Annotated in this window: 11 protein-coding genes and 1 tRNA gene; 8 read left to right on the forward strand and 4 right to left on the reverse strand. The window is 63.9% G+C overall.

What is annotated here, in order from left to right; genetic code table 11:
• Nucleotides 1-390: 390 nt before the first annotated feature.
• Nucleotides 391-2,193: a translation elongation factor 4 gene (lepA, locus tag ACHWRX_RS01230; RefSeq protein ID WP_058735967.1), complete on the reverse strand. Its 1,803-nt coding sequence runs from the start codon at nt 2,191-2,193 to the stop codon at nt 391-393.
• Nucleotides 2,194-2,224: 31 nt separating this feature from the next.
• Entirely contained in the window at nt 2,225-4,930 is a 2,706-nt protein-coding gene (locus ACHWRX_RS01235; RefSeq protein WP_394657792.1) for an EAL domain-containing protein, read from the reverse strand.
• A 220-nt stretch (nt 4,931-5,150) separates the two neighbouring features.
• Between ACHWRX_RS01235 and ACHWRX_RS01240 the strand changes: the two genes are divergently transcribed.
• Complete coding sequence (locus ACHWRX_RS01240) at nt 5,151-6,458, forward strand: FAD-dependent oxidoreductase (RefSeq protein WP_394657793.1); 1,308 nt, start codon at nt 5,151-5,153, stop codon at nt 6,456-6,458.
• A gap of 68 nt (nt 6,459-6,526) precedes the next feature.
• On the opposite strand, the gene uvrC is transcribed toward ACHWRX_RS01240, so the two are convergent.
• Both uvrC and ACHWRX_RS01250 read right to left on the reverse strand, forming a co-directional pair.
• Nucleotides 6,527-8,470, reverse strand: a complete 1,944-nt coding sequence (gene uvrC, locus ACHWRX_RS01245; protein WP_394657794.1) for an excinuclease ABC subunit UvrC — start codon at nt 8,468-8,470, stop codon at nt 6,527-6,529.
• Between the two features lie 75 nt (nt 8,471-8,545).
• On the reverse strand, nt 8,546-11,212 hold the full coding sequence (locus ACHWRX_RS01250) for a TonB-dependent receptor (protein ID WP_394657795.1): 2,667 nt from the start codon (nt 11,210-11,212) through the stop codon (nt 8,546-8,548).
• Between the two features lie 208 nt (nt 11,213-11,420).
• Here ACHWRX_RS01250 and infA point away from each other — a divergent pair, with 208 nt between their 5' ends.
• The 7 genes from infA to ACHWRX_RS01285 all read left to right on the forward strand — a co-directional run.
• Nucleotides 11,421-11,666, forward strand: coding sequence for a translation initiation factor IF-1 (gene infA / locus ACHWRX_RS01255; RefSeq protein WP_058735963.1), 246 nt, complete (start codon nt 11,421-11,423; stop codon nt 11,664-11,666).
• 19 nt (nt 11,667-11,685) lie between these two features.
• Nucleotides 11,686-12,309 carry a Maf family protein gene (locus ACHWRX_RS01260; RefSeq protein ID WP_394657796.1) on the forward strand — a complete coding sequence of 208 codons (624 nt, stop codon included), beginning with the start codon at nt 11,686-11,688 and terminating at the stop codon, nt 12,307-12,309.
• A complete protein-coding gene (locus tag ACHWRX_RS01265) occupies nt 12,302-13,276 on the forward strand; it encodes a ribonuclease (protein WP_394657797.1) in 975 nt (324 codons plus the stop codon). The genes ACHWRX_RS01260 and ACHWRX_RS01265 overlap by 8 nt, the downstream gene beginning before the upstream one ends.
• Entirely contained in the window at nt 13,273-13,440 is a 168-nt protein-coding gene (gene yacG / locus ACHWRX_RS01270) for a DNA gyrase inhibitor YacG (RefSeq protein WP_082667903.1), read from the forward strand. The genes ACHWRX_RS01265 and yacG overlap by 4 nt, the downstream gene beginning before the upstream one ends.
• Before the next feature lie 95 nt (nt 13,441-13,535).
• Nucleotides 13,536-13,611, forward strand: a tRNA-Phe gene (locus tag ACHWRX_RS01275).
• A 163-nt stretch (nt 13,612-13,774) separates the two neighbouring features.
• Nucleotides 13,775-15,022 (forward strand): efflux RND transporter periplasmic adaptor subunit, encoded by a 1,248-nt coding sequence (locus ACHWRX_RS01280; RefSeq protein ID WP_394657798.1) that lies wholly within the window; start codon nt 13,775-13,777, stop codon nt 15,020-15,022.
• 7 nt (nt 15,023-15,029) lie between these two features.
• The coding region (locus ACHWRX_RS01285; protein ID WP_394657799.1) for an efflux RND transporter permease subunit at nt 15,030-16,381 on the forward strand (1,352 nt) is incomplete at its 3' end.

Genomic DNA, 16,381 nt, shown 5'->3' on the forward strand with positions numbered 1-16,381 from the left:
CCGCCCGCCCTGGCGACCGTAGGCATCACCACCTGAGCCCATGTGGAGAAATACTTGCTTACTATTCGTGCCTTGACCTCAGACTGATCTGTGTGTTCCTCGAAAAACTTTTGCGCGCTCATATGGCCTCGCCACTTGTCGAAGCTCATAACTAGAACAAAAATCGAACGACATCAAATCCAATAATGACGCTATCAATTCGCGGGAGGGCGATGGCCCTCGCATCTTCTTTCCTTACCATCGCGCGCCAGCTTTCCACCCTCATGGCTGGCGCCATGACGTCGAAACTCGCCGTTCGGGGAGGCCGGCCGGGTCGACCGCTGCGCTTTTGCGCATCGGCTTCTAAGCTGCCGTTCCTGCGGAACGTCGCTTAGGCGCCTGCGGTCTCCTCTACTCTTCCCCCATCCTCAGCGCGGCAATGAAGGCCTCCTGCGGGATGCTGACGTTGCCGTACTCCCGCATCCGCTTCTTGCCTTCCTTCTGCTTGTCGAGCAGCTTCTTCTTGCGGCTGATGTCGCCGCCGTAGCACTTGGCGGTCACGTCCTTGCGCATGGCGCTGATGGTTTCGCGGGCGATCACCTTGGCGCCGATCGCGGCCTGGATGGGCACCTTGAACATGTGCCGGGGGATCAGCTCCTTCAGGCGCTCGACGAGCCCACGGCCGCGGGCTTCGGCCTGGCTGCGGTGGACGATCATGCTCAGCGCGTCGACCGGCTCGTTGTTGACCAGGATGTTCATCATGACGAGGTCGCCCTCGCGCAGGCCGATCTGCTCGTAGTCGAAGCTGGCGTAGCCGCGGCTGATTGACTTGAGGCGATCGTAGAAGTCGAACACCACTTCGTTGAGCGGCAGCTCGTACGTCACCTGGGCGCGGCCGCCGATGTAGGTGAGGTCGATCTGGATGCCGCGGCGGTCCTGGCACAGCTTGAGAATGGAGCCGAGGTACTCGTCGGGCGTGTAGATCGTCGCCTTGATCCAGGGCTCTTCCATCTCGGCGATCTTGACCGGGTCGGGCATGTCGGCCGGGTTGTGCAGTTCCTTGATCGTGCCGTCGGTCATCGCCAGGCGATAGACCACGCTCGGCGCGGTGGTGATGAGGTCCAGATCGTATTCGCGGCTGAGGCGTTCCTGGATGATCTCCAGGTGGAGCAGCCCCAGGAACCCGCAGCGGAAGCCGAAGCCGAGCGCGGCGCTCGATTCCATCTCGAAGCTGAACGACGCATCGTTGAGGCGCAGGCGGCCGATCGATTCGCGCAGCTTGTCAAAGTCGGCGGCGTCGACCGGGAACAGGCCGCAGAACACCACGGGCTGCACTTCCTTGTAGCCGGGCAGCGCCTGCGTCGCACCGCCCTTCACGGTGGTGACGGTGTCGCCGACCTTGGCCTGTTCCACTTCCTTGATCTGCGCGGTGATGAAGCCGATCTCGCCGGGCCCCAGTTCGGGCAAGTCGATGCGCTTGGGGGTGAAGGCGCCGACGCGGTCGATCAGGTGCTCGGTCCCGCCTTGCATGAACTTGACCTGCAGGCCCTTGCGAATGACGCCGTCGATCACGCGCACCAGGATGACGACGCCCAGGTACGGGTCGTACCAGCTGTCGACCAGCATGGCGGTGAGGGGTTTGTCGCGCTCGCCCTTGGGCGGCGGGATCTTGGTGACGATGGCTTCCAGCACTTCGTCGATGCCGATGCCGGACTTGGCGCTGGCCATGACCGCCTCGGACGCGTCAATGCCGATGATGTCCTCGATCTCGGCGCGGACCTTTTCGGGTTCGGCGGCGGGGAGGTCGATCTTGTTGATGACGGGGACGATCTCGTGGTCGTGCTCGATCGACTGATAGACGTTGGCGAGCGTCTGCGCCTCGACCCCTTGCGCGGCGTCGACCACCAGCAGCGCGCCCTCGCACGCGGCCAGGCTGCGGCTGACCTCATAGGCGAAGTCTACGTGGCCGGGCGTGTCCATGAGGTTGAGGGCATAAGTTTGCCCGTCCTTGGCGGTGTAGTTCAGGCGCACCGTCTGCGCCTTGATGGTGATGCCGCGCTCTTTCTCAATGTCCATGTTATCAAGGACTTGCGCGCTCATCTCACGATCGGAGAGGCCGCCGGTGCGCTGGATCAGCCGGTCAGCCAGCGTGGACTTGCCATGGTCGATATGGGCGATGATCGAGAAGTTACGGATGAGGGCCAAGTCAGTCATCCCGGCCCGTTAGCAGGCAGGCTTGCCGATGTCAGCCTGCCTTGCGCAATGTCGCTGTATCACCCTTTTCCCGCACCTGACGCGGCGGCGTGAATTGAACCGCCCCGCTCGCATCCATCGGCAAGGGCTGATCGAACTCTACACCAATGCGATCTTCGCTGCACCACTTGCAGGTAGCGAGACGCCTGAGGCTTTCCGAAAGCTGGATGACGAAGGTGGTGCCGACCGGCACGTTCCACAGCCCCTCCACCATCGCACCGGAGCGAGAGATGTTGCGGATGGTGGCGTCGTACTCCTGCTGGTCATGCTCAAGAACGACCTTACGCAACATCGTCTGGCGCGGCGCACGGGCAGACCGCGGTCCTTTGGCCAGTGCCGTCAGGCTGGTCTTCAGGCGAGCGGCGGCGTCCGCGGGCTTCAGCGCCTTTTCGTAGATGTAGCCCTGCACATGGCTGCAACCCAGCAGGCGGATCAGGTCAAGCTCATCAAGGGTTTCCACGCCTTCGGCCGTGGTTTCCATGCCAAGGGCTTCGGCCAGGCTGACGATCGAGGCGATCAGCGCGCCGTTGCGGCTGCCTTCCACGGTTGCGCCACGCACGAAGCTCTGGTCAATCTTGATCTTGTCGAACGGCGCGTTCTTGAGATAGCCGAGGGACGAGTACCCGGTGCCGAAATCGTCCAGCGCCAGCCGAACGCCGACACGCTTCAACGCAGCGAACATCGCCTCGGTCGCGCTGTCGTCGCCCAGGAATACGCTCTCGGTTATTTCCAGCTCCAGACGCCCGGGAGAGACGCCCGCCCCGGCCAGCGCGCTGGTCACGATCGCAGGCAGTGCCGGATTGGCGAACTGCAATGGAGAGACGTTGACCGCGACACGCACTTCGGGGGGCCACTTGGCCAGATCGTGACATGCGGTGCGCAGTGCCCACTCGCCGATCTGAGGAATGAGGCCAGCGTCTTCGGCCACCGGCACGAACTTGGCGGGCGAAAGGTAGCCTAGACGGGGATGCTTCCACCGCAGCAGCGCTTCGAAACCGGTGATCTTTTCGGTCGTGACGCGCACCTGCGGCTGATAATGCAGCTCCAGCCCTCCTTGCGCGATCGCATCGCGCAAGTCCTGCTCCATCTGCTGGCGCTCTCTGGCGTCGCTGTGCAGATCGTGGGCGTAGAAATGGTGCCGACCCCGACCGCCGTCCTTGGCCGCATAAAGCGCAAGGTCGGCATTGCGGATCAGTTCGTCCGCCGTCGTGCCGTCGTCCGGTGACAAGGCGATGCCCACCGATGCGCCGATGATGACCCGGCTGCCGTCGATGGAATAAGGCTGCGAGAGGTTCTCGATGATGCGATGCGCGAGATGCGCCAGCTCCTCGCGCGAGACGCGTCCGGGCAGGATGACCTTGAACTCGTCGCCTCCCAGGCGGCCGACCTGCCCACTGTCTGCCACCGTAGTACGCAGGCGATCGGCGACTTGCCTCAGGAGAGCATCGCCCGCGGGATGGCCCATCGTGTCGTTCACTTGCTTGAACCGATCGAGGTCCAGCAGGAACACGGCGCAGGCCTTGTTCTCTATCCGGGGAGCATCGAGAATTTTGGCGAGCCACTCGCTCATCTGGAAGCGGTTCGCCAGCTTTGTCAGGGAGTCAAACCGAGCAAGCTGCACCACGTCGCGTTGCGACTTGCGCGTTTCGGTGAGGTCGGTGCCCGAACCTCGGAAGCCCAGGAAGTTGTCGAATTGGTCAAGGACCGGGCGGCCGCTGATGGACCACCAGCGCTCCTCACGCTCTTTCGTGGCTGCGCGTACCGGCAATTCGTGAAATGACGAGCGGGTGGAGAGGTGGAACACCAAGGTCCGCTCGCTCTCCTGCGGCTCCTGGATGTCCAGGATGAACAGTTCGGTGAACGGGCGGCCTTCTAGATCGGCCGGGGTTTTGCCCAGCGACTTTGCGATGCGCCGCGAGACATACGTCAGCTGGCCGCGCCGGTCTGTTTCCCAGAACCAGCCTTGTCCGGTTTCCTCATACTCCGCGAGCAATTCCTCGGCCCGGCGCTGCTCATGCTCACGCGCGGTGCGGACTTCCATCTTGCGCAGGACGCGGCTGATTTCGAGGTAGCCGATTGCCACGGATGCGACGATCACCGCGGCAAGAGCTAGTTTGCCGAGAAGACCCTCGCTCAGGCTAGCCGGACCGATCCACAAGCACACCACGGCAGCCATCTTGGCCGGCAACCGCCGGTCCAGCAAAGCGCTAGCGGCGAACGAAAGCACGGCAACCCCGGCGACCGCCGCATGCCAGCCATGCCCCTCGGTCCGGATAGCCCAGGTCGCAAGAGCAAAGCTGTAGAGTGCGCATGGTACCCCGACCGCCACCGCCGCGATCGCCGCACGCGCCAAGCCGGTCATGTCGGCTGCAGCCTGCATCGCGGTAAATCGCGGCGCGCCGGCACAGATGAGAACCGCCAGAAAGGCCAAGGTAGCGCCGATGGCACCCGGCAACGTCCAGGTGCCCAGCCCGACCACGATTGCCACGATAGCCATGGCGGGAGCCATCAGCCGCCAGTGATCCGGGAATAGGCTTCTCAGCGGGTCTTCAACGCCAACGCGAGCAGTGGCATAGCCGCGCATCCGTGGCTTGCGGCGACGGTCCTCGTCGGCCCGTTCCACTTGCGGGGGCGAATCGGGCGCAATCGACAAATGTCCTGGGGCGGCGCGCTCTCCATTCGGAAGCGGCTTGTCCATGGCATTGCTAAGGCTCGCGGTTCGCCTGATCTGCATTGCCCTGCCATGCTCCGCCGCCCGTTGCGATTTACTTAATTCAAGCAGCAGCCCGTTGCAGGCGTTGAAAAAAGCTTATGCCTGTCGACAACGAAGGCCCATTCGTTTTGCGCTTGCTATGCCCCTGCCCGTCATGGTTCCTGAGGCAGCAAAGACGACGGTGGCGTGGCAGGAGAGACAGAACGTGCGGCAGATCGCAATCATCGGCTCCGGTCCGGCGGGCTACTACACGGCTGAGGCGGCGCTGAAACAGTGGGGAGAGGACGTCCAGGTCGATGTCTATGACAGTCAGCCGGTGCCCTTCGGCCTGATCCGCACCGGCGTCGCGCCCGATCACCAGTCGATCAAAGCGGTCTCGCGCCGGTACGAGGCGACGGCGCTGACCCAGAACGTTCGCTTCCTAGGCAACGTGATGATCGGCCGGGACATCACCGTTGCCGAGCTGGAGACGCTGTACGACGCGGTGATCCTGGCCACCGGCGCGCCGCTGGATCGCAAACTGGGCTTGCCGGGAGAAGACTTGGCAAACGTCTTCGGCAGCGCGTCCTTCGTGGGGTGGTATAATGGGCACCCGGGATTTGCCGACCTGAACCCTGGCCTGTCTCACCACACCGCCGTCGTGATCGGCAATGGCAACGTCGCGCTGGACGTGGCGCGGATCCTGGCGAAGTCGCAGGAAGAGTTTGCGGGTAGCGACATCGTCGGTCATGCTCTCAACGCACTGGGCGAGGCGACCATCGATCGCATCGTTATCCTGGGACGGCGCGGCCCGCATCAGATTACCATGACGCCGAAGGAACTCGGGGAGCTGGGCCATTTGTCTCGCGCCTGCCCGATCGTCGATCCCGCAGATTTCCCCGATGCGAGTGAGGATGACGCGCTGGAGCCCGGCCAGCGCAAGTCCGTGAACCATTTGCGATCATTCGCTGCGCGCGCGCCGGAGGAATGCTCGGCCAAAGCTATCAAGATGGAGTTCGACTTCTTCGCCGCGCCTAGGGCGATACAAGGCAGCGGCAAGGTTGAATCCGTTCTGGTCGAAAGGACCGAACTGAATGACAGCCAGTCCGTGGGCACGGGCGAAACATATGAGATCCCGGCGGGGCTGGTGATCGCATGCATCGGCTATCAGACCTCACGCATCCCCGATGTGCCCTTCGACGAAAAGGCCGGCCGTTTCGCCAACGAGGATGGGCGCATCCGCCCTGCGCTCTACTGCGTTGGCTGGTCCCGGCGTGGTCCGACTGGAACGATAGGCACCAACCGGCCAGACGGTTTCGCGATCATCGAAAAGGTGGCGCAGGACATTGGCGAGGGTTCTGGCAAACCCGGTGGCGAAGGCTTCGATGCCCTGGCCACGGAACGCGGCATCAAGCCCGTACGCTTTCGCGATTGGAAACGCATCGAGGAGGCCGAGGCCGCCAACGCGCGCGAGGGATCACCGCGTGAGAAGTTCGTTTTGGTGCAGGAGATGATTTCGGCCGCGCAGGGGTGATTAGCGCTGGATTCCGGTCACCGTAAATCCGTTCGGGTAACGCGAGAGAGCCTGGGTCGGGCGGCACCTCACCCACTTGGGTGATAAAAGTCGTAGATCGTCTGCGCCACGGCTGCGCTGACGCCGGGCGCGCGTTGCAGGTCGCTCAAGCTTGCCGCCCTGACTTTCCCCGCCGTGCCGAAATGCAGCAGCAGCGCCCGCTTTCTGGCCGGGCCGATGCCGGGTATCTCGTCCAGCGGCGAGGCGGTGATCGCGCGGCTGCGTTTGGCCCGGTGCGCGCCGATGGCGAAACGGTGCACCTCATCGCGCAGACGCTGAAGGTAGAACAATAGCGGCGAATTAACCGGCAGCATCTTTTCCCGTCCATCGGGGAAATGGAACACCTCACGCCCCTCGCGCCCGTGATGAGGCCCTTTTGCGATGGCGATCAGGGCGATATCCTCAACGCCCAGTTCGTCGATCACGCCCTTCACCGCGCTCATCTGGCCCTTGCCGCCGTCGATCAGTACCAAGTCCGGCCACGTGCCGCCTTCCCGATCCGGATCCTCATCCAGCACCCGCCCGAAGCGGCGCGCCATGACTTCGCGCATCATCGCGTAGTCATCGTCCGTCTGCGCCGACTTGATGTTGAACTTGCGGTACTGCCCCTTGATAAAGCCCTCCGGCCCCGCCACGACCATCGCGCCAAGCGCCTTGGTGCCGGAGATATGGCTGTTGTCGTAAACCTCGATCCGCCCCGGTATCTCCGGCAGTTCCAGGAACTCGGCCAGTTCGGCCATGACCTTGGCCTGGGTGCCGCGCTCCGCCAGGCGGCGCTCAAGCGCTTCGACCGCGTTGCGGGTCGCCTGCGCCAGCAGATTGCGGCGGTTGCCACGCTGGGGCATCGATATCTCCACCTTGCCGCCGGCTGCCTCGCGAAAGGCTTCGGCCAGCAGGTCGCCCTCGGGCAACTCGCGATCGACCAGGATCGTGCGCGCAGGGGGTACCTCCTCATAGAACTGCGCCAGGAAGGCCGTCATGATCTCGGCCTCGCTCAACCCCTCCGTGTGTGTGGGAAAGAACGCCCGGTGTCCCCAATTCTGCCCGCCGCGGATGAAGAAGGCCTGCACGCCCACATGCCCGCCCTTGCAGGCCATCGCGAAGATATCGGCGTTGTCCATACCCTCGGCGTTGATCGCCTGGCTGCCTTGGATGAAGGTCGCGGCGCGTAAGCGATCGCGCAGCATCGCCGCCCGCTCGAAATCGAGATTCTGCGCGGCTTCCGCCATCTGGCTCTCGATCTTCTTTTGCACAGCGCCCGAACGCCCGCCCAGAAAGTCCTTCGCCTCACGCACCAGTTCGGAATATCCGGCCTGATCGATCCGGCCAACGCACGGCGCGGAGCAGCGCTTGATTTGATAGAGCAAGCACGGCCGGTCTCGCCGTGAAAAGAAGCTGTCGGTGCAGCTCCGCAGCAGGAACAGCTTTTGCAGCGCATTGATCGTGGTGTTCACCGATCCGGCGCTGGCGAACGGGCCGTAGTAATTGCCCTTCGCCTTGCGCGCGCCGCGATGCTTGGTGATGCGCGGAAAGTCATGTTCGGACCGAAGCAGGATGAACGGGAAGGACTTATCATCGCGCAACAGCACGTTGTAGGGCGGACGGAAGCGCTTGATCAGTTGCGCTTCCAGCAGCAGCGCCTCCGCCTCCGAATTGGTCGTGACGATCGTCATCGAGCGCGTCTGGCTGACCATGCGCTGCAGGCGGCCCGGCAGGCGCTCCCACTGCGTGTAGTTGGCGACGCGGTTCTTCAGTGCCCGCGCCTTGCCAACATAGAGCACGTCTCCGCGCGCGTCCTGCATGCGATAGACGCCGGGCTGAGGCTTCAACGTACGCACGGTATCCCGGATCACTTCGACGCCGGCTTGCAGGTCAGGCTGATCCGAGCCGCGCACGGTATACGTCGCGCGATCTTCGTTGAAACGCTCGGTGGCTTGGGGCTGGTCAGATCGGCCGGCAGGGGTTCGGGGCATACCGGCCGATTTAGGAGCGGAGGGACGAAAAGGGAACTGCCCACCGGGATCACATGATCCCGGCGTATCGCGGCCTTAGAACATCTTGCGGAAGTCCAGCCCGATCACCCGCCCCTGCGGATCGCGGAAGGCGGCCTGATAGGCCAGTGGCACATTTCCGTTCTGATCGGTCACACGCTGGCGCTGATCCAACAGGTTGTCCACCGTGAAGGACAAGCGCGCATTCTTGAAGAACGGCACCTTCTCCACCAGCGACTCCTGCTGTCCCAGGTTCACGAACATGCGCAGATCCAGGTTCAGGACGCTGCCGAACCGCAGATCGGAACCACCCGGCAGGCCGGAGCCGACAACCCGTGCGGGCGCGTTCCAATCTCCCTTAAGGCGCAGGCCGTAGCCGTTCTTGAAGACGCCGCCTTCGAACTCGATCGCATGTCGGGGCACGCCGCCCGCAGTGATAGCGTTGCCGTCCAGCTGGTTCAGTTCTGCGGAGCCGGGCGCCACACGCACGGTATCGGTGAAGCGCCAAACATGGAACACGGCCAGGTTCCAACGTCCGCCGCGCCCACCAAAGCCACCTGGCCCGCCGGGACCACCCGGGCCACCCGGGCCACCCGGACCATCGGGCCCACCACGGGGACCGCCACCTGGCTCACCGCGAGGAGGACCGGCCGGATCGGCACCAGGGCCATTGCGCCCCGCCTCTCCTGCCCTGGCGTTGGCTGGAGGTGGCGGAGGGGGTGGGCCGTCCTTTCCTTCCGGGCCACGCAGGGCCTGACCCAACATACCCATCGTGCCGCCGCGACCGCCGGCGCCGCCACGGCGATCTCCACCCTCGCCTCGAGCCGCATCGCTGCCGCCCAGCTTGCCGCCGAAAGTGAGGCCCCAGCGCATTCGCGAGCTGGCGATCTGGTCAAACGTCACCGGCCTGCGGTCTATCGAGATCAGGGCGCCGGAGGCATCGCGGATCACTCGACCAGGGAACGCCGCTTCGATTGCCGGAGTCAGTAGCGGGAAGGATTGCGTGACATCGGTGGATCGGTTGCGGAAGTACTCGATCACGAAGTTGGACCGCTCCAGGAACGGCAGCTGCCAATTCATGGCCAGCTTCACATCCCGCTGCCGCTCGGCGACGAGATCGCGGTTGCCGCCGGAGATGACCGTCACCAGCGCGTTATCGCCACGTGCGAAATCGTACACCGGCACGTTCAGCGTCAGCACCTGCGGCGCGCCCAACTGGCTGAGCGAAGGGGCGGCTTCGTTGACGATGTAGCTCGCCTGGAAATTCAGCTTGCTGGTCGGGCTCCACGTCAGGCCTGCGCTCCAATCCTTGAGCGTGCCGAAGTCGGACAGGTGATTGACGCCACCGCTAAGATTGAGCGTCCAGTCGCCCAGTGCACCCAGCACATTCTCGCGCTTGCTGGTGAGCGGCAGAGCCAGGTTCACGCCGGCGGAAGCGTCACCGCGCGTCAGCTTCACCGAGCCCAGCGCGTTGCGGGTATCCGCGTTGACGCTGCGGCTGTAATCAAAGCCCGCGCGCACCGTCGTGGCGACCTGTCCCGCCGGCATTTTGAAGAGATTGCCGGCAAGCGTGATCAGCGAGGAGGCGGACAGATCCTTTGACCGCGCGGTGTCGAACCCGGGATCGCCCAGATCGGGTAGAGCGCCGCTCAACGGCAGGCCGGCAAGTTGCGCTGCCGTCAGGTTTCGACGGCGATCGACCTTCGTTGTCGCCTCGGTGTAGCTGGTGTCCAGTGTGCCGGTCAGGTTCCAACTGCCAAGCGGCTTGTTATAGCCCAGCCCGGCCTGGAACGCGTCCGAAGCTACGCGGGTGCGCAGCGGATCGGCGAAGCTGCGCACCACCGGGCTGCCGTCCGGCGCGGTCAGCGTTGCGATATCCAGTCCTGAAAGCGACTTGGTATCGGTTCGGGTGTACGCGCCGTTTACGGTCAGCGAACCACCGATACCGTCCTTGCCCAACCCCATCGCCGATGTGCCGCCCAGCGTAACGACGCGGCTGGACGCGGCTAGGCTGCGAAAGTCGGCGGGATTGGGATCACCCGCCACAGTCGGCAGGGTGCCGGCCTGCTGGATCACCTTTCTTTCGGCTTCGGTCAGGATCGAGGTGTTGGTCACTTTCGTCTCTATCGTCGTGCGGCGTTGTCCATCCACGCGGAAGGTGCTGGCTTCCAACTCGGCATCCGAATAGCCGCCGCGCGTGGGATAATTGAACTCGCCGGACGCCTGCTTGCTTTGGAACTTGTCCTTGAGAACGATATTCACCACGCGCTGGTTCGGCGGATAACCGAACCGCAGCGCCACTTCCTCTGGCAGCACCTGCAGCCGGCGGATCGCCTCTGGCGGAATGGAGCGCAGTTCTCGGAAGCTGGAGATGCGCGCGCCGTTCAGCAGGATCACCGGGCGGCCATCGCCGCGTCCACGGCCGCTGCCGGTCTGCGGGGAAATGGCGTCCAGCAGGTCGCTGATCGAGGTCACGCCGTAAGCCGCGATCTCTTCCTCGTCGAAGACGGCGATCGGCTGCTGCGCCACCTGGATCTCGCCCTTGATGCGATTGGCGACGACCACGATGTCGCCCGAGGCATCCACCCCGCTTTGCAGTTGATCCTCGTCATCATCCTCCGTCCCGGATTGGGCGGCGGGGGGTGCAACCTGTACCGCCTCCTGCGCCATGGCGGCGATCGGGCTGCACCCGGCGAGGAGCGAGACAGTAAGAAGCGAACGCAAGTGGATTCTCCGGATGAATTACGCGATGTGCAGGATCAGCCCTGGCGGTAGGTGCCTCGCTTCGACAAGCCGCGGACTGCACCAAATTGTCGCAGCAGTCAGGAAGTTCCCTATTTTGATAGAGTTCCTCCACAGCGCTTTCCTTTTGCACAGTGCGTAGCTATGTCGCGGCCCGATGATGAACATGAAAAACGGAAACTGATCGCCGATGGCGAAAGAAGAACTCCTCGAGATGCGCGGCAAGGTGGTCGAGCTGCTGCCCAACGCGATGTTCCGGGTGGAACTGGAAAACGGCCACGAAATCCTGGGCCACACTGCCGGCAAGATGCGCAAGAACCGTATTCGCGTGCTGGTGGGTGATGAGGTTCTGGTGGAACTGACCCCCTACGATCTGACGAAGGGCCGTATCACCTACCGCTTCATGCCGGGTCGCGGCGGTCCTGGCTCTTACTGATCCGGCCAGCCCTCCTGTCATGACGGCGCTCCCGGTGGATGCTGCATCGAGTATCGCCGATCCGGCCATCCCCGATCCGCGCCTGATCTTGGGCTCGGCCAGCCCGCGGCGGCGGGAACTGCTCGCCCGGCTTGGGATCACTCCCCACGCCGTCACCGCAGCCGATATCGATGAGACACCGGCCAAGCAGGAAGAGCCCCGCGCCTATGCTCGCCGCATGGCGCGCGAGAAAGCCGCCGCCATTCACGCCGACGACGCCCACGTCCTCGCCGGCGACACCGTGGTCGCCGTGGGTCGCCGCATTCTGCCCAAGGCCGAAGACCTTGCCACCGCGCGTGCCTGCATCAAGCTGCTGTCGGGCCGGCGCCACCGCGTGCTCTCCGCCATCGTGCTGAGAAGCCCGGACGGTACGTTGCATGATCGCTTGTCGGAAACCGTCGTTCGCTTCAAAGCGCTGAGTGCCAAGGAGATCGAAGCCTACCTCGCCAGCGGCGAGTGGGAGGGCAAAGCCGGTGGCTATGCCATCCAGGGCGCGGCGGAAGGCCTGATCGCCTGGATTTCCGGTAGCCACTCCGGTGTCGTCGGGCTACCTTTGTTCGAGACGCGCGCCCTGTTGCGCGCAGCCGGGTTCCCGATTGCCTGAGTGGCTAGTCGAGCAGGGAATCGGCGAGGATCGCGCCATCCTGGTCGAGCATGGTGAAGTCCTGGCCGCGCGATTGCAGCGGCCCGGGAAGCTGGCGGCCGGACTGATCGAAGACGCACGGCTTATCGCCCGCGCTGCCGGCTCTCGCCGGGGTACAGCCTTGTTCGCCACCGGGGAAGAGGCCTTGGTCGACGGTCTTGCGAAGGACGCGCAGGAGGGTGCGCTGATCCGCTTGCAAGTCACGCGTGCGGCCATGGCCGAGAAAGGCCGGTACAAACGCGCCCAGGCGCGCCCCGCCACGGCCACCCCGCGCCCTGCACCCTCGCTTTCGGACAAATTGCGCGCCGGTGGAAACGCCGTGCGCGTCGTCCGGCGCTTCACTGCAGACCCATGGCCCGAAATCATCGGTGAGGCTGCGGATGGTCTCGCCTCCTTTTCTAGCGGTAGCCTGACGGTCAGCCCCACTCCGGCGATGACGCTTATTGACGTCGACGGAACCCTGCCCCCGCCGCAACTGACCATGGCGGCGATTCCCGCCTTGGCCGCGACGATCCGCCGCCTCGACTTGGCCGGCTCGATCGGAATCGATTTTCCCAGCCTCGATTCGAAAGACGATAGACGCCGCCTGGACGATGCCCTGGCAGGCGCCCTCGCACAGTGGCCGCACCAACGCACCGCGATCAACGGGTTCGGCTTCGTGCAACTTGTCGCACGCTTGGAGCGTCCCTCGATCCTGGCAACGGTTCAGCAAGACCCGGTAACGGCCGCCGCCCTGCTCTTGCTGAGGCGGGTGGAGGACGTTTCAGCACCTGGACCCATCCTGGCGATGGCGAATGCGCCGGTCATAGCCGCAGTGACACCATCATGGCGCGAGGAAGCGGTGAGGCGAACCGGCCGTGCCATCACCTGGCAGGCGCAACCGGGACTTGCGCTGCTGGGCGGCTTCGCTCAGGCAATCTCGTCATGACTCGCCCCGAACGCCCCTGTCCGGTCTGCCGCAAACCACGCAGCGCCGAATTCAGCCCTTTCTGTTCCTCACGCTGCCGTGACCGGGATCTGATGCAATGGCTGGAGGAAGGCTATTCCATTCCCGGACGCGCTGCGCCCCCAGCCAATTCGGACGAGGATTGATGCAGACGCAATTGGGGGCTTGCCAAGGCGGATCGCCTTCGCCATAGGCACCGCTCCATCGCTCGCCGGTCCTCACAGGCCGCCGCCGAAGCGACGCCCGGGTAGCTCAGTTGGTAGAGCACATGACTGAAAATCATGGTGTCGGCGGTTCGATTCCGTCCCCGGGCACCACAATCCATCGCTAATTTCAAAACCTACCTTTTGTTCCCGGCAAATCGCGATTTGCCCTGCAAGGCCAATTCAGTCGCAAAATGTCGCGATCGTGACATGATGGCTTGCAGCGCGGACCTTTCAGTTGAATAGCAGGGGCATCACGACCTCCAGGGCTATGCATTTGACGTTACCGAGCCAGACCCCGGGCGCTTTTCGGCATCCGGCCCGTTCTGCATTTCCCGCACTCACGCTGTTATGCGCCGCCTTGCTTTCTGGTTGCGGAAAGTCGGAAGAAGGCAAAGGTCAGCGCCCGCCGCCCAAAGTCGGCTTCGTTGTCGCCAGCCCCAGCGAGGTGCCGCAACCGGTGACGCTGGGCGGGCGGACCGTCGCCTTCGAAACCAGCGAGGTGCGCCCGCAGGTAGCCGGCGTGATTCAACGTCGCCTGTTCACAGAGGGTAGCTATGTCCAGGCCGGGCAGCCACTGTTCCAAGTCGATCCCAGCCTTTACCGAGCCAGCGTGAACCAGGCGCAGGCCAATCTCGCCAGCGCGCGAGCCACCGCCGATGCCGCCATCGCCAAGGCCCGCCGCTATAAGCCGCTGGCCGATATGGAAGCCGTCGCCGCGCAGGATTACACCGACGCCGCCGCCCAGGCGCGCGTGGCGCGGGCATCGATCGCCCAAAATGCGGCAGCGCTGGAAACGGCACGCGTCAACTTGCGCTTCACCACAGTTCCCGCACCAATCAGCGGCCGCATCGGCCGCGCGCTGGTCACGGTGGGCGGCCTTGCCAGCATGGGCCAGACCACGCCGCTCGCCATCATTCAGCGCACCGACCCGATGTTCGTGGACATGCAGCAATCCGCGGCGGACCTCACCACGCTACGCCGCAAGCTGCGCACCGGCGGCGTCGACGCGGGCAGCACGCAAGTCACGCTGAAGTTCGAAGATGGCAGCGATTACCCCCTGCCCGGCACCGTCCAGTTCTCCGAAGTCACCGTCAATCAGGACACCGGCACCGTCACCCTGCGGGCGCGATTCCCGAATCCCAGCGGCATCCTGCTGCCTGGTACTTTCGTGAATGCGATGTTCAATCAGGCGATCGAGACCAACGCGTTCCTGGTGCCGCAACAGGCAGTCCAGCGTGATTTCGATGGGTCCGCCTTCGTAATGCTGGTGGGCAAGGACAACAAGGCCGCGCGGCGCAAGGTGGTGACGGCGCGAACCTACGGCGCGTCGTGGGTGGTCACATCCGGCCTTGCCCGCGGCGACAAGGTGATCGTCCAAGGCCTCAATGGCCTGAAGCAAGGCGCGCCGATCGAGCCTGTGCCTGCCAACACGCCGCAGGACCCGACCAAGGCTCCACCCGGCGGCGGTGGTGCAGGTGGGCGCGGTAAGGGCCAGGGCGCAGCGCCTAAGCAGGGCAGCTGACGGACTAATGTCTCGGATTTTCATCGACAGACCGATCTTCGCCTGGGTGCTGGCGGTGATCGTCATGCTCGCCGGGGCCGGCGCGCTGACGGCGCTGCCCAATCAGCAATACCCCGATATCGCCCCGGTCCAGGTCAACATCTCCGCGACGTATCCCGGCGCTCAGGCCGAGGCGATCGAGAACAGCGTCACTCAGGTGCTGGAGCAATCGCTGACCGGGATCGATGGTCTGCTGTATTTCAGCTCGCAGTCGTCCAATCGTGGCCGTGCCACCATCAGCGCCACGTTCGCCAAGGGCACCGACCCGGACATTGCCCAGGTCCAGGTGCAGAACCAGATCCAGAGCGCGATCGCCCGCCTGCCCCAACAGGTGCAACAGCAAGGCGTGCGCGTCAGCAAGTCCAACCCGGATCAACTGCTGCTCGTTGCCGTGTATGACGAGACCGACACCCGTTCCAACCAGGACGTGTCGGACTATCTTGCCTCCAACATCCAGGACCCGCTTTCGCGCGTGACCGGGGTGGGCGACGTCAATGTGTTTGGCGCGCCGCACGCGATGCGCATTTGGCTCGACCCGCGCAAGCTGGCCGCCGTTGCCTTGATGCCCAGCGATGTCGTCACCGCCATCCGGGCGCAAAATACCGAGGTCGCCGCCGGTGAAGTGGGTGGCACACCCTCTCCGCAGGAACAGGCCCTCAACGCCACTGTCACGGCGCAGTCGCGCTTGCAGACACCCGAGCAGTTCCGCGCGATCGTGCTGAAAACGCAGAGCGACGGCTCCACCGTGACGGTCGGCGACGTGGCGCGGGTGGAGATCGGCGCGGAAAGTTACGCGGTGGTCAGCCGCGTAAATGGGCACCCGGGCGCGGGTATCTCGATATCTTTGTCTCCCGGCGCGGATGCGCTTCGCACATCGGCAGCTATCAAAGCGCGGGTGAAAGAGCTGACACGCGACATGCCCGAGGGGCTGAAGTACATCTACGTCAGCGATACGACCGACTTCATCAAGCTGTCGGTGGAGGAGGTGGAAAAGGCGCTGATCGAGGCCATCGCCCTGGTCGTGATCGTGATGTTCGTCTTCCTGCAAAGCTGGCGCGCCACGCTCATTCCCACGATCGCCGTGCCGGTGGTGCTGCTTGGTACGTTCGCGGTTCTTTGTGTTATTCCAGCTAATACAGATGCGACCACTTCGGACGCTCTTAAGTTAGCAAGAAAGGTAGATCCAGAAGGAAAAAGAACTCTTGGCGTTTTAACTAAAGTAGATATTATGGATAAAGGAACAAGTGCTATACCTACTCTAAAAAATGAAGTAATTGGACTTCATCATGGATATGTGGCTGTAAAAAATCGTTCACAAGC

It is taken from the genome of uncultured Novosphingobium sp. (assembly GCF_964277725.1).
Classification (GTDB): Bacteria; Pseudomonadota; Alphaproteobacteria; order Sphingomonadales; family Sphingomonadaceae; genus Novosphingobium; species Novosphingobium fluoreni.

Excerpts from the sequence above, each read along its gene's own strand:
- yacG (WP_082667903.1), top strand. The coding sequence starts at position 13,273 with ATGACTCGCCCCGAACGCCCCTGTCCGGTCTGCCGCAAACCACGCAGC.
- infA (WP_058735963.1), top strand. The coding sequence starts at position 11,421 with ATGGCGAAAGAAGAACTCCTCGAGATGCGCGGCAAGGTGGTCGAGCTG.
- ACHWRX_RS01260 (WP_394657796.1), top strand. The coding sequence starts at position 11,686 with ATGACGGCGCTCCCGGTGGATGCTGCATCGAGTATCGCCGATCCGGCC.
- lepA (WP_058735967.1), bottom strand. The coding sequence starts at position 2,193 with ATGACTGACTTGGCCCTCATCCGTAACTTCTCGATCATCGCCCATATC.
- ACHWRX_RS01235 (WP_394657792.1), bottom strand. The coding sequence starts at position 4,930 with ATGGACAAGCCGCTTCCGAATGGAGAGCGCGCCGCCCCAGGACATTTG.
- uvrC (WP_394657794.1), bottom strand. The coding sequence starts at position 8,470 with ATGCCCCGAACCCCTGCCGGCCGATCTGACCAGCCCCAAGCCACCGAG.